Source organism: Pseudomonas sp. 3JA, assembly GCF_036961705.1.
In the GTDB taxonomy this organism is placed as follows: Bacteria; Pseudomonadota; Gammaproteobacteria; order Pseudomonadales; family Pseudomonadaceae; genus Aquipseudomonas; species Aquipseudomonas fluorescens_Q.
Map to the genome: position 1 here is coordinate 1 of NZ_JBAMDJ010000030.1, position 21,069 is coordinate 21,069.

Sequence of the window (21,069 nt, forward strand, 5' to 3'; positions counted from 1 at the left end):
GTCCGCCGCGAGGCGGCCTTATAGCCGGCCTGGTTCTTGATGGGGACCGCGTTTCCCCCGTGGGAGCGAGCCTGCTCGCGAAGGCGGCGGTACATTCAGCATTGATGCAAGCAGACCCACCGCTATCGCGAGCAAGTTCGGCTCCCACAGGGATCGGCGGTGGACACTGATCTTATAAACGACCAAAAAACTGTGTGGGAGCGAGCTTGCTCGCGATGGCGGCCTGACAGCCGACCAGGGGTTGTGGGAATGGTCGGACGCCCTTCCTGGTTCAAGCAGATTTTTCCGACGAGCCCTGGCGGTTGCCGGGTGGGAAGGGCTGTCGCTAACCTTTTCCTGTCGCTGAAAATTCAGCGGCCAGGCCTGGAAACCTGAAAAAAAAAGGAGCTTTATTTCAATCCTAATGGAGCGCCAACATGTCTGAAGATAACTCTGGGCCAACAAAAAACGATTCCATTTCTCCCGAAGCCAGCCAGATTCCCCCGATACTTGATGAAGCCGCCAAGCGCGTCATCGACCACTATCTCGACCCCAAACCTCAAGCCAAAAAGAAAAAGCCCTCAGGTCAACTGTTCACCGTCGTGGACGGCGTCGACACCGAAAGCCTACTGGCCAACCTCAGCGAAACCCTGGCCTCAGCCGATGCCATGGTCAGCGACCTTGCATTCGACCTGAAAGGCTCGCGACGCCATGTTGCCCTTGGCATTCAGCAACTGATCGAGCTGGGCGCCTTGTTGGCGAATCGGATGCTGGACAACGTCAATACACAACCCTGAGCACGCCGTGCGCAAAAGCGAGCAAGCTCCCACTGGAGAAACGCGATCACCCTAAGCCAGGTCGGCTCTCAGGCCGCCTCGCGTCGGACGTTGATCTCGGCGCCCCGTCAACCATGTGTCCGGTCCGTACACGCTTTTCGAAAGTGACCCGCCGTCAGGGCGGAACCATAAGCTGCCGTTACCGCAGAAATGGATATGTACCCCGTCCACAGGTTTAGGGGCTACTGCGTAGCCCAGCGGGAGCAAGCTCCCTCGCCACAAAGGCCAATGGGCGACTTGGGGAAGGTGTTAAAACACCCAAACCCCCACAAACTCCCTGTAAACTCCGGCCTTTGCCCAACACCCAGGGAGTCGGCAATGTCGGGTTCTATCCTTTATATCCACGGCTTCAACAGCGCCCCAGCGTCGACCAAAGCCAGTCAGTTGATCAACGTAATGGCGCAATTGGGCCTGAGCGACCGCCTACAAGTCCCAGCCCTGCACCACCACCCCCGCCAAGCCATCGGTCAGCTGGAACAGGCGATTGCACAACTGGGCCGACCGCTGCTGGTCGGCAGCTCGCTCGGCGGCTACTATGCGACTCACTTGGCCGAACGCCACGGCCTCAAGGCGCTGCTGATCAACCCTGCCGTCAGCCCGCATCGGATGTTTGACGGTTACCTGGGCACGCAGAAGAATTTGTACACCGACGAAACCTGGGAATTGACCCACGACCACGTCACGGCCCTGGCCGAACTGGACGTGCCGGCACCCCGGGATCCGCAGCGGTTTCAGGTATGGTTGCAAACCGGGGACGAAACGCTGGATTATCGCCACGCCCAGCAGTATTACCGTGCCTGTGCCTTGCGCATCCAGGCCGGCGGCGACCACAGTTTCCAAGGGTTTGCCCAGCAGTTGCCGGCGCTGTTGAGTTTTGCCGGCATTGGCGCCGATTTGTACCAGGCGATCGACTTCACGTCGTTGTGAGCCATCGCCCCTTTTTCACTGAACACTGACGACGAGACCCCATGGCCACTCCCAGCGCTAGCTCTTATAACGCAGACGCCATCGAAGTCCTCTCGGGCCTCGACCCGGTGCGCAAGCGCCCCGGCATGTACACCGACACCAGTCGGCCGAACCACCTCGCCCAGGAAGTCATCGACAACAGTGTCGACGAAGCCTTGGCCGGGCACGCTCGTTCGGTGCAGGTCATCCTGCACGCCGATCATTCGCTGGAAGTCAGCGACGACGGCCGCGGCATGCCGGTGGATATTCACCCTGAAGAAGGCGTGTCGGGCGTCGAGCTGATCCTCACCAAGCTCCACGCCGGCGGCAAGTTTTCCAACAAGAACTACCAATTCTCCGGCGGTTTGCACGGGGTGGGTATTTCCGTGGTCAACGCCTTGTCGACCCAGGTACGGGTGCGGGTCAAGCGTGACGGCAACGAATACCAGATGACCTTCGCCGATGGCTACAAGGCCACCGAGCTGGAAGTGGTTGGCACCGTCGGCAAGCGCAACACCGGCACCAGCGTGTATTTCGCGCCGGACCCGAAGTATTTCGATTCACCGAAGTTTTCTGTCAGCCGCCTCAAGCACGTGCTCAAGGCCAAGGCCGTGTTGTGCCCGGGGCTTCTGGTCAGTTTCGAGGACAAGGCCACCGGCGAGAAAGTCGAATGGCATTACGAAGACGGTCTGCGCTCTTACCTGGTGGACGCGGTCAGCGGTTTCGAACGCCTGCCCGACGAGCCATTCTGCGGCAGTCTGGCCGGTAACAAGGAAGCGGTGGACTGGGCTTTGTTGTGGCTGCCCGAAGGCGGCGAAAGCGTCCAGGAAAGCTACGTCAACCTGATCCCTACGGCCCAGGGCGGCACCCACGTCAACGGCTTGCGCCAGGGCTTGCTCGATGCCATGCGCGAGTTCTGCGAGTTCCGCAACCTGCTGCCCCGTGGCGTGAAGCTGGCGCCGGAAGACGTCTGGGAACGCATCGCCTTCGTGTTGTCGATGAAGATGCAGGAGCCGCAATTCTCCGGCCAGACCAAGGAACGCCTGTCGTCCCGTGAGGCGGCGGCGTTTGTTTCCGGGGTGGTCAAGGATGCGTTCAGCCTGTGGCTCAACGCCAACCCGGAAACCGGCCTGGCCCTGGCGGAGCTGGCAATCAACAACGCCGGTCGTCGTCTCAAGGCCAGCAAGAAGGTCGAGCGCAAGCGCATCACCCAGGGGCCGGCCTTGCCGGGCAAGCTCGCCGATTGCGCCGGGCAGGACCCGATGCGTTCCGAGCTGTTCCTGGTGGAAGGTGACTCTGCCGGTGGTTCGGCCAAGCAGGCGCGGGACAAGGAGTTCCAGGCGATCCTGCCGCTACGGGGCAAGATCCTCAACACCTGGGAAGTGGACGGCAGCGAAGTGCTGGCCAGTCAGGAAGTGCATAACATCGCCGTCGCCATCGGCGTCGATCCGGGCGCCGAGGACATGAGCCAGCTGCGCTACGGCAAGATCTGCATCCTCGCCGACGCCGACTCCGACGGCCTGCACATCGCCACGTTGCTCTGCGCCTTGTTCGTCCAGCATTTCCGCCCGCTGGTGGACGCCGGTCACGTCTATGTGGCGATGCCGCCGCTGTACCGGATCGACCTGGGCAAGGAGATCTACTACGCCCTCGACGAGGCCGAGCGTGACGGCATCCTCGACCGTCTGGTGGCCGAGAAGAAGCGCGGCAAGCCACAGGTCACTCGATTCAAAGGCCTGGGCGAGATGAACCCGCCGCAACTGCGCGAAACCACCATGGACCCGAACACCCGTCGTCTGGTGCAACTGACCCTGGATGATTTCGAAGCGACGTCGGAAATGATGGACATGCTGCTGGCGAAGAAACGCGCCGGCGACCGCAAGTCCTGGCTCGAATCCAAAGGGGACCTGGCCGAGGTGCTGGCCTGATGCGCAACGGTTTCGCCCTGGCGTTGTGGCTGTGGGCGGGGGTTGTGGTCGCAGGGCCTGCACCGGAACTGAAGTTGCTGTCCGAGCATGCCGTCGATGGCATGCGCGGCGGTAATCTGTCCGGGTTGGCGCTGTGCGGCAGCGAAATGTGGACGGTGTCCGATCGCGACGATGACCGGATCTATCGCCTTGCACCCTCCGAGGCGCCGGTCTGGCAGGCCGAGGAGGTTGAAATCGAGGTGCCGAAGGTGCCGGACAGCGGTTTGCCCTGGGGCTTGCGTTCCCGGACTTGGGCAGCGTCGTTCCTGCGCGGTGGCGAGCTGGATTTCGAGGGCATCAGTTGTGACAGCGCCGGCAATCGCTATGTGGTGAGCGAGTCTCATGCCGCGGTGTTGCAAGTGTCGCCCTCGGGAGATGCATCCTGGTTGAAAATCGCCCCGACTCTGATCCGTCAGGCCCGGGGCAGTGGCATGTTGCTGCATTTCAACGCCCTGTTCGAGGGGCTGGCGATCAACCCGGTTGGTGATCAGCTGTGGTTGGCCGCCGAGCGCGAACGTCGCGGCCTGCTGCTGATCAAGCGCCAGCAGACGGTGTGGGGCTGCGATGGCAATTGCGTGTTGCTGAGCGAAGCGGGGCTGGAGATGCAGCCGGTACAGTTTCCCAAGGCCAAGGCGGTTTCGCGGGATTTCGCTGACCTGTCATTGTTCAATGGCAAGCTGTTTACCCTGGAACGCAACGCCTATCAGATCTGCCGGCGTGACCCGCAGACTGCCCAGGTCGAGCGTTGCTGGTCGTTCGCCGCCGAGGCGTTGCAGGATAACCGCCGTTATCCCCAGCCCTACGGGCTGGCCGAAGCGCTGGTGGTGGATGCCGAGGGGGCTTGGATCGGTCTGGACAACAACGATGGCAGGCGGGCCGATGGTGAACGGCGGCCAATCGTCTGGCGCTTCGCCGCGCCCGAGGGTGGCTGGAGTGCCTCGCCGTGAGCCAGCAGGTGCCGGGCAAGCGCGCCGGCCGGGTGCTGATGATCCTGGCCTGGTGCGCCGCGCTGTTTCTGGCGACGCGGTTTTTTGCCCAATGGGAACAGCGCCAGCAAAACCCCAATACCCAGGTGTACTCGCAAAAAGGTGAAGGTTTTATCGAGGTGAAGCTGGTCGGCAATCAACAGGGGCATTTCGTCGCCAGCGGCCAGATCAACGGCCAACCGGTGGATTTCATGCTCGACACGGGCGCCACCGACGTGGCGATTCCGGTGGAGTTGGCCGAGCGCCTCAAGCTGGAAAAAGGTTTCGGCGTGACGTTGAGTACCGCCAACGGTTTGAGCGAGGGCTATCGCACCCGCATCGACCGGCTGCAATTGGGCGACATCGTCTTGCGTGATGTGCGTGCCCTGGTGGCGCCAGGCCTGGGTGGCACGCAAGTGCTGCTGGGCATGAGCGCCCTGAACAAACTTGAATTTACCCAGCGCGACGGCACCATGCTGCTGCGCCAGACAACGAACTGATGAGGCCCGCATGAGCGACATTCTTGCAGACAGCTTAGACGGCGTAGAACGCCGATCGCTGGCTGACTTCACCGAAAATGCCTACCTCAATTACTCCATGTACGTGATCATGGACCGTGCCTTGCCGCACATCGGCGATGGTTTGAAGCCGGTTCAGCGGCGGATCATCTATGCCATGAGTGAGCTGGGGCTGGATGCTGATTCCAAGCACAAGAAATCGGCGCGTACCGTCGGTGACGTGCTCGGTAAGTTCCACCCCCACGGCGACTCGGCCTGCTATGAAGCCATGGTGCTGATGGCCCAGCCATTCAGCTATCGCTACACCCTGGTGGATGGGCAGGGCAACTGGGGTGCGCCGGACGATCCCAAGTCTTTCGCGGCCATGCGTTACACCGAGGCGCGGTTGTCGCGTTATTCCGAAGTGCTGCTCAGCGAGCTGGGCCAGGGCACCGCGGACTGGGGGCCGAATTTCGACGGCACCCTCGACGAACCCCTGGTTCTGCCAGCACGTTTGCCGAATATCCTCCTCAACGGCACCACTGGCATCGCCGTGGGCATGGCCACCGACGTGCCGCCCCACAACCTGCGGGAAGTGGCCACGGCGTGCGTGCGTCTGCTCGACGAACCGAAAGCCACGGTGGAACAGCTCTGCGAGCACATCCAGGGCCCGGACTACCCGACCGAAGCGGAAATCATCACCCCCCGTGCCGACCTGCTGAAAATCTACGAGACCGGCCGTGGTTCGGTGCGCATGCGCGCCGTGTATCACGTTGAAGACGGCGACATCATTGTCACGGCGCTGCCGCATCAGGTCTCCGGGGCCAAGGTCTTGGAACAGATTGCCGCGATGATGCAGGCAAAACCGTCGAAAGCGCCGCAAGTGGCTGACTTGCGCGACGAATCCGATCACGAAAACCCGTGCCGCATCGTGATTATTCCGGTCAACAGCCGAGTCGATCACGACGCGCTGATGCAGCACCTGTTCGCCAGCACCGACCTGGAGTCCAGCTACCGGGTCAACATCAACATCATCGGCCTGGACGGCAAGCCACAGTTGAAAAACCTGCGGGCATTGCTGGTGGAGTGGCTGGAATTCCGGGTCAAGACCGTGCGCCGGCGCCTGCAATTCCGCCTGGACAAGGTCGAGCGTCGCCTGCACCTGTTGGACGGTTTGCTGATTGCCTACCTCAACCTGGATGAAGTGATCCACATTATCCGCACCGAGGAGCACCCCAAGGCCAGCCTGATCGAGCGTTTTGCCCTGAGCGAAATCCAGGCTGACTACATTCTCGACACTCGTCTGCGGCAGTTGGCGCGGTTGGAAGAGATGAAGCTGCGCGCCGAGCAGGATGAGTTGCTCAAGGAGCAGGCCAAGCTGCAAGCCCTGCTGGGCAGCGAAGCCAAGCTCAAGAAGCTGGTACGCACCGAACTGCTCAAGGACGCCGAAACCTACGGCGACGACCGTCGCTCGCCAATCGTCGAGCGTGCCGAAGCCAAGGCGCTGAGCGAGCACGATCTTCTGCCAAACGAGAAAGTGACCGTCGTGCTGTCAGAAAAAGGTTGGGTGCGCTCCGCCAAGGGTCATGATATTGACGCGACGGGGCTTTCCTACAAGGCCGGGGACGGCTTCAAGGCCCTGGCGGCCGGACGTTCCAACCAGTTTGCGGTATTCGTCGACTCCACCGGGCGCAGCTATTCGGTGTCAGCCCACACCCTGCCGTCGGCTCGTGGTCAGGGCGAACCGCTGACCGGTCGTTTAACGCCACCGCCGGGTGCAACTTTTGAATGCGTGCTGATGCCTGATGATGAAGGACTGTACGTAATTGCATCGGACGCGGGTTACGGGTTCGTGGTCAAGGGCGAGGATCTGCAAGCCAAGAACAAGGCGGGCAAGGCGTTGTTGAGCCTGCCGAACAACGCCAAGGTGATTGCGCCACGGCCGGTGGCCGATCGGGAGAGCAACTGGCTGGCGTCGGTCACTACCGAAGGCCGGTTGCTGGTGTTCAAGATCAGCGACCTGCCGCAGCTGGGTAAAGGCAAGGGCAACAAGATTATTGGTATTTCCGGCGAACGGGTCGCCAGCCGTGAGGAATATGTCACGGATATTGCAGTGTTGCCGGAAGGCGCCACGCTTGTGCTACAGGCAGGCAAGCGCACGCTTTCGTTGAAGGCTGACGATCTTGAGCATTACAAGGGTGAACGTGGTCGGCGGGGCAACAAGCTTCCAAGGGGATTTCAGCGAGTCGATGCGCTGCTCGTCGAAAACCTCAATTAGGCGTGCTAGAGGGCTCGGTCTGCGATTAAATGCCGCAGATCGATACTTTCGCGCTGGAGTCGGCGCGCATATTCACGGATGATAGGCCCTTTCAAGCGCCGGCGTGGCCGAGCGTTCTTCATAATGACCGAGTATTTTTTCATTGTGGTAAGCCTTGTGGCTGCCACCTGGACGGAACGATGACTGCTCTGCGCCTCCCTATTTTGTGGCTCGCCGGCCTGCTTGGCCTGGCGGGCTGCAGCATGAACCAGCCGGTGTCGCTGTACCAATTGGACAGCGGAACCCCGGCCCAGCCTGCGCAAAGCACAGGCATGGCAGTATTGCTGGGGCCGGTCCTGATCGCCGACTACCTGCAACGTGAAACCTTATTGCAACGCCAACCGGACGGCAGCCTGCAGGCCGCCACTGACGGTCGTTGGGCTGGCAGCCTGTCTTCTGACATCGATCAGTTGCTGCTGCGCCAGGTCGCCGGGCATCTGGACAGCCAGCGTGTGGTGCTGGCACCCGCGACTCAAGGCTTCACCCCGGATGTACAGGTGCTGCTGTCGATTACCCGCCTGGACTCGGGTAAAGCCCAGCCGGCTGTGCTCGATGCCCAATGGCGATTGATCGACCGTCGTGGCAAGGTGCGTGAAAACCGCATCGTTCATCTGCAAGAGCAACATGCCGGCAGCACCGCGGCACAGGTCCAGGCCCAGGGCGTGCTCCTGCAACGCCTGGCCGAACAGCTGTCCGTGTCGCTCAAGCCCCTGGCCAACCAGCCACCTATTGCAGAAGTCCCACGCAAGGCCGCTCCTGCCCCGGCCAAGCCGGTAGAAAAGGACAAGGACAAGATCCCCATGGCCTTGCCGATTCGTACGGACATGGAAGTGTTCAGGTTCTGACGGTTGGACCGGATATACGACAAAGCCCGCATTGATGCGGGCTTTGTCGTTTCTGCCGGTTGGATCTCTGGGGCCTGGGCCGGCCCTATCGCGAGCAAGCTCGCTCCACACTGGGTCTGAGGCTTGCAGGCATCTCCCTGTGGGAGCATAGACAAGCACTTTCATCAGGCCCGCGTTCAGCGGTTTTGAATGGTTTTGGGGCCGCTTCGCGGCCCAGCGGGAGCAAGCTCCCTCGCCACAGGTTCAGTGATGTCTTGGATCTTTGCAGAGATCCACTGTGGGAGCGAGCTTGCTCGCGATGGCGACGCTGAAGGCAACAAAAAAGCCCGCAGACCATCACTCATCTGCAGGCTTCGTCATTTCACGTCCTGAGCGTCAGGCCTGGCGTTCATGCATCCGCGCCAACTGCCGCTCCAGCATCGATGGATAAGGCTCCATCAAGCGTTCCACGCAGCACGCGCCTTCGGGGCTGGCGATGGGGCGGATACGGGCGCGCTGGCGGATCAGGGCGTCGTCGTTGATCTTGCGCTCCACCAGCAGCAGGTTGCGGCTGTGTTGCGAGAGTGCCAGGGCGTCCTGGGCGGTTTCGGTCAGCAGCAGGTCGATCTGGCTCAGGCCAAACAAGCCATCGCCCAGGGTCAGGCCCAATTGCAGTTGCAGGGTGATGCCGCTGTCGGCGACTTCGATCTGCAACTGGTGGCCCAAGGCGCGCAGCAACTCACCGCAGCAAATGGCGTTGGTCAGGTAGTCGTCACCGCTGTCTTCGGTGTGAAACAGCATCAGCGTGCTGCCATCGTTCAGGGTGTGCAGTTCGCCCTGATAGAGCGATGCGGCCTGGTCGAGGCAGTCGCGGTAGCGCTCGAGCAATTCCTTCAGGCGTGCCTGGGGCAGGCGGCGCAGTTGGTCCTGGGCGCCCAGTTGCACGGCCAGTACGGCACTGTGTTGGGGCAGGTTCGAAGCCGCAGGCTTGACGACCGACCGGGGCGCCCCATCGACCGACTCGTCACGCAGCTCGGCGAAGGCGTCGTCGTCTTCCTCATCCTCTACCGCGCGCACCACATGGCGTGGCGCCGGTTTGGAGGTCGGCATCGGCGGGCTTTCGTCGAAACCCGGGTCGCGCAGGTTACGCACTTCGAAGCCCGGCTCGGCCTCGTCGTCCACGTAGTCGATGTCTTCAGGTTCCGGCACGGGCTCAGGCTCCGGCGCGAAGCTGGCGTGCAGTTGCCGGGCCAGGTCGCCGATTTCGTCCTGGCGCTGGGTGGCCGGCGTGTGTTCGTCGATGTCCCGCAGCCAGACGCGCAATTGCAGCAACGGCGTCGAGATGTGCCGGCCCAGGCGCAGGCTCAGGGCCAAAGCCAGCGCCAGCAGGATCGCGCTGAGGATGCCCATGCTTTGCAGGCTGATGGTCATCGGCTGCTGGAACTGGTCCATGTCCAGGCTGATGCGCAGTTGCCCGGCGGTCACGTCCTGGAAGGTGATCTTGCTCTGGTACATGCCGCCGGACTCGCCCAGCAGGCCGGGCTTGGGACGCTGGCCGGCCTCGGCGAGGATGCGGTTGTCCACGCTGTAGATGGCGGCGTGGGCCACCAGCTTGTTCTTGGTCAGGTTGTTGAGCAGCACGTTGAGGCTGAGGATGTCGTTGGACACCAGCAGCTCGGTGGCGGACGTGGCGGTCTGGGTGGTCAGGCTTTCACCCAGGGCGTCGGCCTGCTCGTGCATCGCCTGCTTGAATTGCAAACCCATCACGCAGGCATAGATGACCAGGGCCAGGGCGACCAGGATCACGTTATGGCTGGCAATGCGCAATGCAATCGGCACACGACGGTGGCGCAGTGCACGGAAGATCAGCAGGAAGAAGTTGTCGGTTTTGACTGGCGTGGGCCGGTTCACTGAGCTCGGCTCTTTGTCCGTGAAATTGACGCGCAGTATAGCGACAGCCCCATGACCGGCAAAGCACTGGCGGTGCCCGATGGTCACTGAATGTGGGTAGAATGCGGTTTTTTTCCACCTGCGGGGGTGCGCCTTGCGCGAAATCGTCCTGATAAACATCACTGGCAGCGACCGTCCGGGTCTGACTGCGGCCATTACCGGCGTTCTGGCCCAGGGTGGTGTGAACATTCTCGACATCGGTCAGGCGGTGATCCACGACACACTGTCGTTCGGCATCCTGGTTGAAATCCCGGACGCCGAACAAGGCAAGTCGGTGCTCAAGGACATCCTGTTCACCGCCTACAAGCTCGACCAACAGGTGCGCTTCACCCCGGTGTCCGAGGACGATTACCGGCATTGGGTGGCCGGCCAGGGCAAGAAGCGCCACATCGTTACTTTGTTGACCCGCAAGGTTACCGCCGAGCAATTGCAGCGCGTCAGTTCCATCACCGCCAAATATGACCTGAACATCGATCACATCGACCGACTGTCCGGGCGCATGCCGCTGGATACCCCGGACGACAAGGGCAAGGGCTGCATCGAGTTTTCCGTGCGCGGCGAGCCAGCCGACCCTCAGGCGTTGCGTGCCGAGTTCCTCAGCGTGGCCCAGGAACTGAACGTCGACATCGCCTTCCAGGAAGATTCGCTGTTCCGCCGCAACCGCCGCCTGGCGGTGTTCGACATGGACTCGACGCTGATCGAAGCTGAAGTCATCGACGAACTGGCCAAGGCGGCCGGCGTGGGCGACAAGGTCTCAGCCATTACCGAGCGGGCCATGGCTGGCGAATTGGACTTTCGCGCCAGCTTCAAGGAGCGCCTGGCGCTGCTCAAGGGCCTGGACGTCAGCGTGCTGGATTCCATTGGCGCTTCCTTGCGCCTGACCGAAGGCGCAGAGACGCTGTTCGCCGAACTCAAGCGCCTGGGCTACAAGACCGCCATCCTGTCCGGCGGCTTCACCTACTTCGCCAAGCAGTTGCAGGCCAAGCTCGGCATCGACTACGTGTTCGCCAACGAACTGGAAGTGGTGGATGGCAAAGTGACCGGCGTGGCCGTCGAGCCGATCGTCGATGCCCAGCGCAAGGCGGACCTGCTGCGTGAACTGGCTGAAAAAGAAGGCCTGCGCCTGGAGCAGACCATCGCTGTGGGTGACGGTGCCAACGACTTGCCGATGCTGGCGATAGCGGGCCTGGGCGTGGCGTTCCGCGCCAAGCCGCTGGTTAAGCAGTCGGCCAGGCAGGCAATTTCCACCCTGGGGCTGGATGGGGTGTTGTACCTGTTGGGCTTCAGGGATCGTGACGGGCAGCTCTGAGCCATACCCCTTTGGGGAGTGAAATACCCCTGTGGCGAGGGAGCTTGCTCCCGCTGGCCTGCGCAGCAGGCCCGATGCGGTCAACCTGACACACCTGGGTGTCAGGTTTTAGGGCCGCTTCGCGCCCCAGCGGGAGCAAGCTCCCTCGCCACAGAGGGTGTGTGTTCGGCCTAGAGCGATTTCCACAACGAATCAAAATTCCCTTCCTGGTCGCCGCCATCCCCGGTTTCGGTTGAGTCTTCCGAGTGATAGGAAAACTGGTTGAAACTGTGGGTGCTGGTCACCCGGCGGTCCAAGCCGGCGCGGCGTTCCTGTCCATTGGTGTTGATCAACACTTGCTGGCCCTCCTGGAAAGGCAGGCGGGGGGCGATCATGGTCGGGGGCAGGTCAATGGCGCTGATCTCGGGAAGCAACAACCCGCGCAGGTAGTGACCGTGCTCATTTTCTTCCCGGACCAGTTGCAGCCCGCAAGGCTGGGCATGTGGTGCCACCAGTTCGATGCCCATTTGCATGGCGCCGTTGCGCACTTGTCGGATCCAACGCACCACGGCAACGCTCCAGGCTTGGTCGCTGCTGTCCCGAATGCCGATCATTTCTCCCGCTTGCAGCTGTTCCGGTACTTCCTTGGGCCAGCCGAGGCAGTAGCCGCCGGGGCTGTGGTTGATGATCGGCAGGTCGTAGGTGGGGAAGTGATGCTGGTTGTCGGAGTGGCTGCCGTCATCATCGCTCGGGTTGACCGGGTACTCGATTTCTTCATAGGGCAGCAGGTCGCTGTCGCCGGCGGGGGCGGCGTCGAAGGCCTGGCCCCAGGTGTCGTTTGTCTTGCTTGATGAGGCTTCGAAGCGGGCCTTGCGGGTGGTGGGGCTATTCAGTATTTCGTTGAAAGAGCGCTCGCCGCCGAGGTAATAGTGCAGCGCACTCATGCCCACGCACAGTGTCAGCGTGCCATTGCCCTCGGTGCGCTGGAAACTGCGTTCCGCTGCTTCGCCCCAAGCGGCTTGCAAGTGATGCAAGGTATCGACGCTCATGCCGCCGGGTACCGGCAGGCTTTGCTCGGCAGGTTCTTCCAGGTGCGTGGCGATTGCGCGCACCAGGGGCTGTGGGTCGAAGCCCTGCAAGGTTGGCTGTTGTTCGGCCCGGAACTTGGAGCGGTAGCGTGGCCCGACATCCAGTTGCGGAGCGACCGCAAACAGACTGGCAGTGCTGCTGGCGGGATCCAGCTTGACCCACTGGCTCCAGGCTTCGAGCACTTCGGTCAGCCGCCCGATTTGGCTCTGGCGCAGTTGATTGCTGCGTGACGCTCCCAGCAACAGGGCAACGACATAGGTCTGTTCGGGGGTCAGTTGATGAACCTGGCTGGCCAGTTCGTCACTCACGCTCAGGTGCTGCAACCGGTGCAGGCAGGCGATGCGGTGCAACTGATGCAAATCGAGCCACAGCCCTTCAGGCACGGGGCTGTATAGCTGACTGGCACGCAGCAGCGGACCATTGAGGGCATGCATCGCCCGTTGTAGCGCGGTGCTCAGCAGGCGGGCTCGGTCCTTGGTGTATTTCGACGCGATACGCGCCACGATCTGTTTGTAGCCCATCGCCAGCTGGGTTTGCAGTGCCTGGCACAGGTTGACGATCTTGCGCGAGCGCTCATCCAGCACGATGGCCTGTTGCAGGAAGTGCCGCTCCAGGTGCTTGCAGACGTAATACACCTCGGGCCGCAGCAGCTCGAGCAGTTGCAGGCGATTGTCGCTGGGCGTGAGCAGTTGGTTGAGTTCGCCAAGGGCTTGGTACAAAAGGCGGGCTGTTTCGCCGATGTTGGCCTTGGGCAGGTTGGCGATCCAGCGCTTGAGGTCCCGTGGCGTAGCATCGCAGAACGACAGACGTGATTGTGTCGGGGTCAGGACGCGCAATAGCTGGAGAGGGCTGGTCTCATTCATGCCGTGTACGGGCTCCGGCGGGAAATAAACGTGATGTTTCCAACTCTAGCAGTTGTAGTCGAAGGAGGTGTGCTATCTATGCTGGATGCCCTGTGGGAGCGAGCTTGCTCGCGATGAGGCCAGGTCAGTCGCCATCAAGGTGGCTGTTGCATCGCCATCGCGAGTAAGCTCGCTCCCACATTTGCTCTTTTACTCAGTCTTTGGGCAGCGCCAGCCCCTGGCCCATCTGCACTGGCGAACCGGCCACCAGGCCTTCGGCCCATTTCACCTGGTCCGGCCCGAATAGCACGATGGCCGTCGAACCCAGCTTGAAGCGGCCCAGTTCGGCGCCTTTTTCCAGATGAATCGGCGCGCGGGCGGCTTCGTCATAACGGAAGGTTTTCAGCTGGCGCTTGGGCGGCGTCACCAGCCCGGCCCAGACGGTTTCGATGGACGCCACGATCATCGCGCCCACCAGCACCACGGCCATCGGCCCGCGCTCGGTGTCGAAAATGCACGCCACGCGCTCGTTGCGGGCGAACAGCTCCGGAACGTTTTCAGCGGTGGTCTGATTGACCGAGAAAATCCGCCCAGGGATGTAGACCATCTCCCGCAGGGTGCCGGCCAGCGGCATGTGCACGCGGTGGTAGTCCTTGGGGGAGAGGTAGATGGTGGCGAAGTCGCCGCCCATGAACGGCGCCGCGTTGGCCGCGTCACCGCCCAGTAGTTCCAGCACGCTGAAACTGTGGCCCTTGGCCTGGAAGACCCGGCCGTGCTCGATCGGGCCGAGCTGGCTGACGGCACCGTCGGCGGGGCTGAGGATCGCACCCGGGGTGTCGTCCAGCGGGCGTGCGCCGTCTTTCAGGGCGCGGGTGAAGAAGGCGTTGAAGTGCTCGTAGGCAGTCAGGTCTTCCACCAGTGCCTGGGACATGTCCACTTGGTAGCGCTTGGCAAACCAAGCGGTGAAGGCGTTCTTGAACCAGCGCACGCGGCATTCGGCAATGCAGCCGGCCAGCCGCGACAACAGGTGGTGGGGCAGCAGGTATTGAGTGAGGATGAACAAACGGTTTTTCATTAATTGTCCTTAAGAACCTTCAAAGCTCGATGGGTGTGTCGGGGTGGTTGCCCCATTCGCCCCAGGAACCGGCATAGCCTTTGACCCGTGGATAACCGAGCGCCTTGGCCACCAGGTAGGTGAAGCCGGAGCGGTGGTGAGTCTGGCAGTGGGTGATGATTTCCTTGTCGGGCGTGATGCCTAATCGTTCGAGAATTTGCGGCATGTCCTTGCGGATGCGCAGGTTGCGCGCTTGATCCATGCCAGCAGTCCATTCGAAATTGACCGCGCCGGGAATGTGCCCGCCTCGGGCTGCGACGACTTTTTCGCCCGAATACTCCAGCGGGCCGCGAGCGTCCCAGATCGCCAGGTCGGCAGCACCGAGACGGCTTTGCAGGTACTCACGGGTGGCGGTGGGCGCTTCGTGCAGTGTCAGGCTGACCGGGCCTGCGACGGGCGCAGGCACGTCGACGGACACCGGCAGGCCTTCGTCCAGCCACGACAGCAAGCCGCCGTCGAGGTAGTGATAGTTGGAGTGACCGATCACGTCCAGCAACCAGATAAACCGCCCGGCCCAGCCGCCGCCTTCATCGTCATAGACCACGTAGACCGCGTCCGGGTTGTGCCCGAGCTCGCCGAACAGGGCTTCGAGGTCGGCTTTGGCCGGCAGCAGGCCTGGCGCCGGCGGTTGACCCAGCTGGGTACGCTTGGGGTCGACGAAGCGTGCGCCAGGGATATGGCCGGTGCTGTAGCGGGCGGCGCTGGTCAGGTCCACCAGAATCAGTTCGCGGGCGTCGAGGCGCGGCAGCAGCTCGTTCGGCTCGATCACCAACGGCAAGCCAGAGAAGTCAGGCATGTGAGGTCTCCAGGGGCGCAAAGGGAAAAGATTGTAGCAAGTTCAGCGGCCGCGGTTGGTAAAGGTATGCAGGGCCCTTTCGATGCATTGCACGGTTTTGCCGAAGGCTTGTACGGTCACGTCCGAGAACGGCCCGCCGCCCTGGTCCACCACCACCAGCATGATCACCCGGCCATTGCAGGTCAGCGAGCGCAGCAGCAGGTGCTCCCCGCGGAACAGGCTGCGCAGGCCCGGTGGCAGCAGCGCCGAAAACTGCGCGTTGTTGTCCGGGTTCAGGCGAACCTGGGCCTGCTGAGCCAGCAATCGTTGCACTATTTTGCTCTGGCTGATGGTAAAGCTCATGGCCGCGGCTTCTTTGGGCAGGCCGGCGGTCTGGTGTACGCGCACACTGGTCTGGTTGCGGTCGGCCATCAGGATCATCACCCGGCGCATGCCACAGGCCACCAAGACGTCCCGTGCCGAGGTGGTCAGGTGCATGGCATTGCTGAAGGGGCTCGGTTCCACCAGCAGCGCGGAGCATTGCTTGCGCCACTGGCTCAGGTCCTCGGCGCTGGGTGGTGGGGGCGCTAGCAAGCCGGGGTGGATGCGACGGCTGCCCCAGGGCCAGAGCAACGCCACGGCCGGATGCCAGAGGTCTGGCATGGCGTCATGACGGGCGCTGGTGACGGCTTGTTGGTGCAGTTGTTGCTGGACCTCATCCATCGGCATCTGCAGGTACAAACTGGTGAGGTATTGCCAGCGGGCACTGTGGGGGCCGTCCCAGGCCTGTTGCGCTGAAAGTGCCAGGCCATTGGCCAGCAACACGGTATTGGCCGGTTGATTGAGCCAGCGCCGCAGGGTTGGGTCGTCGTCCAGGCGATTCTGCTGGCGCAGCGGGTGCTCGCTGTCCCGGGCGATGCGCAGAACCTGCACCAGCTCGCGGCGTTCATTGAGCAGCAGGCGATAACCTTGTATCACCCAGATCGGCAAGCGCCAGGCCTCCACCAGCGCCAGGCAGATTTTCAGCAGGCTGACGCCGAACAATTCGCGCTCTACCTTGCGCGCGGGTTCGCGTTTGTGGACGACCCGCAATTCCCACTCCCCCAGCAATCGCGGGTGAGTCAAGGCCAATGGCCAGAGCGGCGAGAGAAACAGCAAGCTGCCCCAGTGAATGTCCTGCCACAGCCGCGCCAGGCGGCTGGCAAAAAAGCCATTGGCCTGTTGCGTGGCGTGTTGGCTGATCAATTGCAGCTGGCGCAAGGCGATGGGGATTTCGTGCCCTGGCAACGACGGCAAGCGCGCGAGCAGTTCTTCGGTACGCTTGAGGCCGAGGCGGTTGATGGCCACTTCGAGATTTTCCGCAGGTTCCGCAAGGCTGCCATGGGTGTGATAGTTGGCCTCGCGGATGACGCTCAGGGCCAGGGCGGGGCTGTCCTGCATCAATTCGGCGATGTCACGTAACGAGCGGCGACTGTCGGCAAGGGCCTTGCAGACCAGGTCATGGCTGGCCTGGGGCACCGGCAGGTGCACGCCATCGAGCAGCTTGACCCAGCCTTCGAGGGTGGTCGGTCGTGGAGTTGGAACCTTCGTTTCGTTAGCCATGGTTGGACGTGATCATCGCAAAGGGTATCTACGCCCGGAACGGGGCAAAATTGGCTTTTCGCCGGAACTGACTATAGTCTGGCGCAGTTTTGCCGATAAGTAGAAGAAGAGATTTTTCAGCTTCCGAATATGACCTTGAACCCGACTTAAATAAGTACTTTCTATCTATGGCTAAAATTATCGGCATCATTGTCGTGTTCGCGAGCGTACTCGGCGGATACGTGCTCTCCCATGGCAAGATTGCGGCCCTGGTCCAACCCTTCGAGGTGTTGATCATCGGTGGCGCCGCCCTCGGTGCATTTCTGCAGGCCAACCCTGGCTATATGACGATGCACGTGCTCAAGAAATCCCTGGGCATGTTCAGTTCGCGCTTTAGCCACACCTTCTACCTCGAGGTGCTGGGGCTGATCTACGAGATCCTCAACAAGAGCCGCCGCGAAGGCATGATGGCGATCGAAGGCGACATCGAAGACGCCGCCGCCAGCCCGATTTTCGCCAAGTACCCGGCTGTGCTCAAGGACGCCCGCATGACGGCGTTCATCTGCGATTACCTGCGCATTATGTCGTCCGGCAACATGGCGCCCCATGAGCTCGAAGGCCTGTTCGACATGGAGCTGTACAGCCTCAAGGAAGACCTGGAGCACCCCTCCCACGCGGTCAACGGCATCGCCGACGGCATGCCTGGCTTCGGTATCGTCGCGGCGGTATTGGGGATTGTGGTGACCATGGCGTCCCTGGGCGATGGCGACCAGAAATCCATCGGCCTGCACGTGGGTGCGGCACTGGTGGGTACCTTCTTCGGTATTTTGGCCGCGTACGGTTTCTTCGGTCCGCTGGCCCATTCCCTGGCCCATGATGCCAAGGAAGAGCTCAACGTCTATGAAGCCATCAAGGCGTCCCTGGTGGCTTCGGCCTCGGGCATGCCGCCATCGTTGGCGGTGGAGTTCGGTCGCAAGGTCCTGTACCCGGCGCACCGTCCAAGCTTCGCCGAGCTGGAACAAGCGGTTCGCGGTCGCTAACTCATGGAAAATAACCAGCCGATCATCGTCAAGCGCGTCAAGCGCATTGCCGGCGGGCACCATGGCGGTGCTTGGAAAATTGCCTTCGCCGACTTCGCAACGGCGATGATGGCGTTCTTTCTGGTGCTGTGGTTGCTGTCCACGGCGACCCCGGAACAGAAGATCGCCATCGCCGGTTACTTCAAGGACCCGGTCGGCTTTTCCGAAAGCGGCACGCCCTACATCATCGACCTGGGCGGTTCACCGACCCTGGCCCCGGAAAACACACTCAACCCCGAGGTCAAGTCCCAGCCCCAGCCTGACAAGGTGACGGTGGACTCCGAGCAGGTCGAAGGGATGGCCGAGCAGATCGAGCGCGAACGCCTGGAGTTGTTGCTGCAAGAGTTGCAGAACAAGGTCGAAGAGAACCCGCAACTGCAGAAATTCAAGGACCAGATCCTGTTCGAAATCACGCCGAACGGCTTGCGCATCCAGATCATGGACGCCGAGAACCGGCCGATGTTCGATTCCGGCAGCGCGCGCCTGAAGCCTTATTTCGAAGACATTTTGCTGGCCATGGCCGACACCATCAAAGCGGTGCCGAACAAAATCAGCATCAGCGGTCATACCGATGCCAAGCCCTACGTTGGCAAAGGAGACTTCGGTAACTGGGAGCTTTCCGCCAACCGCGCCAACGCGGCCCGTCGCGCCTTGGTGGCCGGCAGTTATCCGGACGAGCAGGTGGCGCGGGTGGTCGGTTATGCGTCCTCGGCGTTGTTCGATCGCAAGGACCCGTTCAACCCGGTCAACCGACGTATCGATATCGTGGTGTTGACCAAGAAGGCCCAGCAAGCCATCGAAGGTTCGCAAACCGATGATCCGCCGCCGGATCCGGCCCAGGGGCAGGGCGCACCGGGTGAAGCACCGACGACGCCTGGCGCGGCGGCTGATCCGAACGCCTTGCCGGCGGACCAGCAACCCGTGCCGGCCCATGAGTTGCGCGAGCGTCTGAACCTGTTCGACGACGCCGCGCCGAAACCGGCCGAGCCGTCGGCACAGTGATCCATAAAAAAGCCGACATCATTGTCGGCTTTTTTGTGAGGCACTGTTCAACTGAGGCGTGCTTGCCTTTGTGGCGAGGGAGCTTGCTCCCGCTCGGCTGCGAAGCAGTCGTAAATGGTGTGTCTGATGCTCCGCATTTGGCAGGTTTTGGGGCTGCTTCGCAGCCCAGCGGGAGCAAGCTCCCTCGCCACAATGGTGTCCGGCTCACATTCCGGGTCAGTAACTGCTTTCCGGCAAGCTGGCGATGATCGAGCGGTAGCTGTTCATCCGTTGCTGATGCACGCGACCTTCTTCCAGCGCCTTGAGCAGCGCGCAACCAGGTTCGCGGTCGTGCTTGCAGTCGCGGAAGCGGCAGGTGCCGATCAGGTCATTGAATTCGATGAACCCGGCCTCGACATCGGCCCGGCTGACGTGGCCCAGGCCGAATTCACGGATGCCCGGCGAGTCGATCAATTCACCGCCGCCGGGGAAGTGGAACAACCGCGCGGTGGTGGTGGTGTGGGTGCCCTGGCCGGACAGCTCGGACAGCGGCCCGACGCGCGTCTCGACTTCCGGCAGCAGGCTGTTGACCAGCGAAGACTTGCCGACGCCAGACTGGCCGACGAACACACTGATGCGCCCGTCCAGTTGTTGTTGCAATTGCTCCATGCCGTTGCCGTGATGGGCCGAGACTTCCAGCACCGGATAACCCAGATCCCGATAGACCGACAGCAGGGCGTTCAGCGCCGGGGCGTTGTGCTCGTCGATCAGGTCGAACTTGTTGAGCAGCAACAACGGGCGGATGCCGGCGTGTTCGGCGGCCACCAGATAACGGTCGATCAGGTTGGCGTGGGGCTCGGGCAGGGGCGCGAATACAATGACGATCATGTCGACGTTGGCCGCTACCGGCTTGAGCTGACCACGGCTGTCCGGACGGCACAGCTCGGTGTGGCGTGGCAATTGCGCCACGATCACACCGATGCCCTGGTTGCCGGCACGCCAGACGACTTGGTCGCCCGTGACCAGGGCCGGCAGGTTGGCGCGCAAGTGACAACGGAACACTTGGCCGGCCAGCTCGCCTTCCCGGGCCTCGACCTCGACCTGCACACCGAAGTGGGCGATCACCAGGCCGGTCTGTTCCGGGCCCAGGTCGCCACCTTCCAAGGCTTCGACAGCACTGGACTCGCGTTTGGCGGCGCGGGCGGCGCGCTCGCCCTGGATCTTTTCGATGCGCCAGTTCTGACGACGATTGAGTTGGCGTTTGGCCATGGGTGTTCCGTATGAAGAAATGCAGCGAATAGGGTAAAACGGCCGCGAGTTTAGCACGCCCAAGGGCCGGCCTAGGCTAAACTGCGTGGCTACGCCGAGGAGCTTCCCTATGCAAAACCCGCAGAACCTGATCTGGATCGACCTGGAAATGACCGGTCTGAACCCGGACACCGACGTCATCATCGAAATGGCCACCATCGTCACCGACAGCGACCTCAACACCCTGGCCGAAGGCCCGGTGATCGCGATCCATCACAGCGACGAGATCCTGGCCGGCATGGACGAATGGAACACCCGCCAGCACGGCGGCTCGGGCCTGACCCAGCGGGTACGCGAGAGCAAGATCAGCATGGCTGAGGCCGAAGCCCAGACCATCGCCTTCCTGGAGCAGTGGGTGCCCAAGGGCAAGTCGCCGATCTGCGGCAACAGCATCTGCCAGGACCGTCGCTTCCTTTATACCCACATGAAATCCCTGGAAAGCTATTTCCACTACCGCAACCTGGACGTCTCCACCCTCAAGGAACTGGCCGCCCGTTGGGCTCCAGAAGTGCGTGACAGCTTCCAGAAGGGCGGCAGCCACTTGGCCCTGGACGACATCCGCGAGTCCATCGCCGAGTTGCAGCATTACCGCAAGCATTTCATCAAGTTCTAACCGGCACCCGGCGACCGGCGAGATTGCTTTTGTGGCGAGGGAGCTTGCTCCCGCTGGCCTGCGCAGCAGGCCCCAACCGTCCTTCAGGTAGACCGCATTGTCCGGTTTGCGACTGCTGC

The 21,069-nt window shown here is 62.1% G+C and carries 17 protein-coding genes; 11 read left to right on the plus strand and 6 right to left on the minus strand.

Translation table 11 applies throughout. From position 1 onward, the window contains the following. Positions 1–416 precede the first annotated feature (416 nt). The 7 genes from V7773_RS21400 (at position 417) to V7773_RS21430 (ending at position 8,351) form a co-directional block, all read left to right on the plus strand. Positions 417–776 (plus strand): DUF6124 family protein, encoded by a 360-nt coding sequence (locus tag V7773_RS21400; protein WP_092222411.1) that lies wholly within the window; start codon positions 417–419, stop codon positions 774–776. A gap of 357 nt (positions 777–1,133) precedes the next feature. After that, positions 1,134–1,742 (plus strand): YqiA/YcfP family alpha/beta fold hydrolase, encoded by a 609-nt coding sequence (locus tag V7773_RS21405; RefSeq protein ID WP_336075017.1) that lies wholly within the window; start codon positions 1,134–1,136, stop codon positions 1,740–1,742. Positions 1,743–1,783: 41 nt separating this feature from the next. Further along, positions 1,784–3,688 carry a DNA topoisomerase IV subunit B gene (gene parE, locus V7773_RS21410; RefSeq protein WP_063323201.1) on the plus strand — a complete coding sequence of 635 codons (1,905 nt, stop codon included), beginning with the start codon at positions 1,784–1,786 and terminating at the stop codon, positions 3,686–3,688. Further along, positions 3,688–4,674: an esterase-like activity of phytase family protein gene (locus V7773_RS21415; protein WP_336075018.1), complete on the plus strand. Its 987-nt coding sequence runs from the start codon at positions 3,688–3,690 to the stop codon at positions 4,672–4,674. Before parE ends, V7773_RS21415 begins: the two co-directional genes overlap by 1 nt. Further along, positions 4,671–5,192, plus strand: coding sequence for a retropepsin-like aspartic protease family protein (locus tag V7773_RS21420; RefSeq protein WP_336075019.1), 522 nt, complete (start codon positions 4,671–4,673; stop codon positions 5,190–5,192). The genes V7773_RS21415 and V7773_RS21420 overlap by 4 nt, the downstream gene beginning before the upstream one ends. A 10-nt stretch (positions 5,193–5,202) precedes the next feature. Continuing rightward, positions 5,203–7,467 carry a DNA topoisomerase IV subunit A gene (gene parC, locus V7773_RS21425; protein WP_336075020.1) on the plus strand — a complete coding sequence of 755 codons (2,265 nt, stop codon included), beginning with the start codon at positions 5,203–5,205 and terminating at the stop codon, positions 7,465–7,467. A 179-nt stretch (positions 7,468–7,646) separates the two neighbouring features. Beyond that, positions 7,647–8,351, plus strand: coding sequence for a PqiC family protein (locus V7773_RS21430; protein WP_063323197.1), 705 nt, complete (start codon positions 7,647–7,649; stop codon positions 8,349–8,351). A 375-nt stretch (positions 8,352–8,726) separates the two neighbouring features. Here the strand turns inward: V7773_RS21430 and V7773_RS21435 are convergent, their stop codons facing one another. Beyond that, positions 8,727–10,241: an AhpA/YtjB family protein gene (locus V7773_RS21435; RefSeq protein WP_072340111.1), complete on the minus strand. Its 1,515-nt coding sequence runs from the start codon at positions 10,239–10,241 to the stop codon at positions 8,727–8,729. A gap of 133 nt (positions 10,242–10,374) precedes the next feature. Between V7773_RS21435 and serB the strand changes: the two genes are divergently transcribed. Continuing rightward, the gene (gene serB / locus V7773_RS21440) at positions 10,375–11,589 is read left to right on the plus strand and encodes a phosphoserine phosphatase SerB (RefSeq protein WP_003197189.1); all 1,215 of its coding nucleotides are present in this window, start codon (positions 10,375–10,377) and stop codon (positions 11,587–11,589) included. A 170-nt stretch (positions 11,590–11,759) separates the two neighbouring features. On the opposite strand, the gene V7773_RS21445 is transcribed toward serB, so the two are convergent. The 4 genes from V7773_RS21445 to V7773_RS21460 all read right to left on the minus strand — a co-directional run bounded on the left by V7773_RS21445 (position 11,760) and on the right by V7773_RS21460 (position 16,990). After that, on the minus strand, positions 11,760–13,520 hold the full coding sequence (locus V7773_RS21445) for a molecular chaperone (RefSeq protein ID WP_336075023.1): 1,761 nt from the start codon (positions 13,518–13,520) through the stop codon (positions 11,760–11,762). A 193-nt stretch (positions 13,521–13,713) separates the two neighbouring features. Beyond that, positions 13,714–14,574, minus strand: a complete 861-nt coding sequence (asd, locus tag V7773_RS21450) for an archaetidylserine decarboxylase (protein ID WP_072340117.1) — start codon at positions 14,572–14,574, stop codon at positions 13,714–13,716. A gap of 19 nt (positions 14,575–14,593) precedes the next feature. Beyond that, positions 14,594–15,409 (minus strand): rhodanese-like domain-containing protein, encoded by an 816-nt coding sequence (locus tag V7773_RS21455; RefSeq protein WP_336075025.1) that lies wholly within the window; start codon positions 15,407–15,409, stop codon positions 14,594–14,596. 42 nt (positions 15,410–15,451) lie between these two features. Continuing rightward, the gene (locus tag V7773_RS21460; protein ID WP_336075027.1) at positions 15,452–16,990 is read right to left on the minus strand and encodes an HDOD domain-containing protein; all 1,539 of its coding nucleotides are present in this window, start codon (positions 16,988–16,990) and stop codon (positions 15,452–15,454) included. A 167-nt stretch (positions 16,991–17,157) separates the two neighbouring features. On the opposite strand from V7773_RS21460, the gene motA reads away from it, so the two are divergent. Beyond that, a complete protein-coding gene (motA, locus tag V7773_RS21465; RefSeq protein WP_063323191.1) occupies positions 17,158–18,009 on the plus strand; it encodes a flagellar motor stator protein MotA in 852 nt (283 codons plus the stop codon). Between the two features lie 3 nt (positions 18,010–18,012). After that, complete coding sequence (motB, locus tag V7773_RS21470) at positions 18,013–19,050, plus strand: flagellar motor protein MotB (protein ID WP_336075029.1); 1,038 nt, start codon at positions 18,013–18,015, stop codon at positions 19,048–19,050. Positions 19,051–19,266: 216 nt separating this feature from the next. Here motB and rsgA read toward each other — a convergent pair whose 3' ends face one another. Continuing rightward, entirely contained in the window at positions 19,267–20,298 is a 1,032-nt protein-coding gene (rsgA, locus tag V7773_RS21475) for a small ribosomal subunit biogenesis GTPase RsgA (protein ID WP_336075030.1), read from the minus strand. A gap of 109 nt (positions 20,299–20,407) precedes the next feature. On the opposite strand from rsgA, the gene orn reads away from it, so the two are divergent. Beyond that, complete coding sequence (orn, locus tag V7773_RS21480) at positions 20,408–20,950, plus strand: oligoribonuclease (RefSeq protein WP_024780809.1); 543 nt, start codon at positions 20,408–20,410, stop codon at positions 20,948–20,950. Positions 20,951–21,069 lie beyond the last annotated feature (119 nt).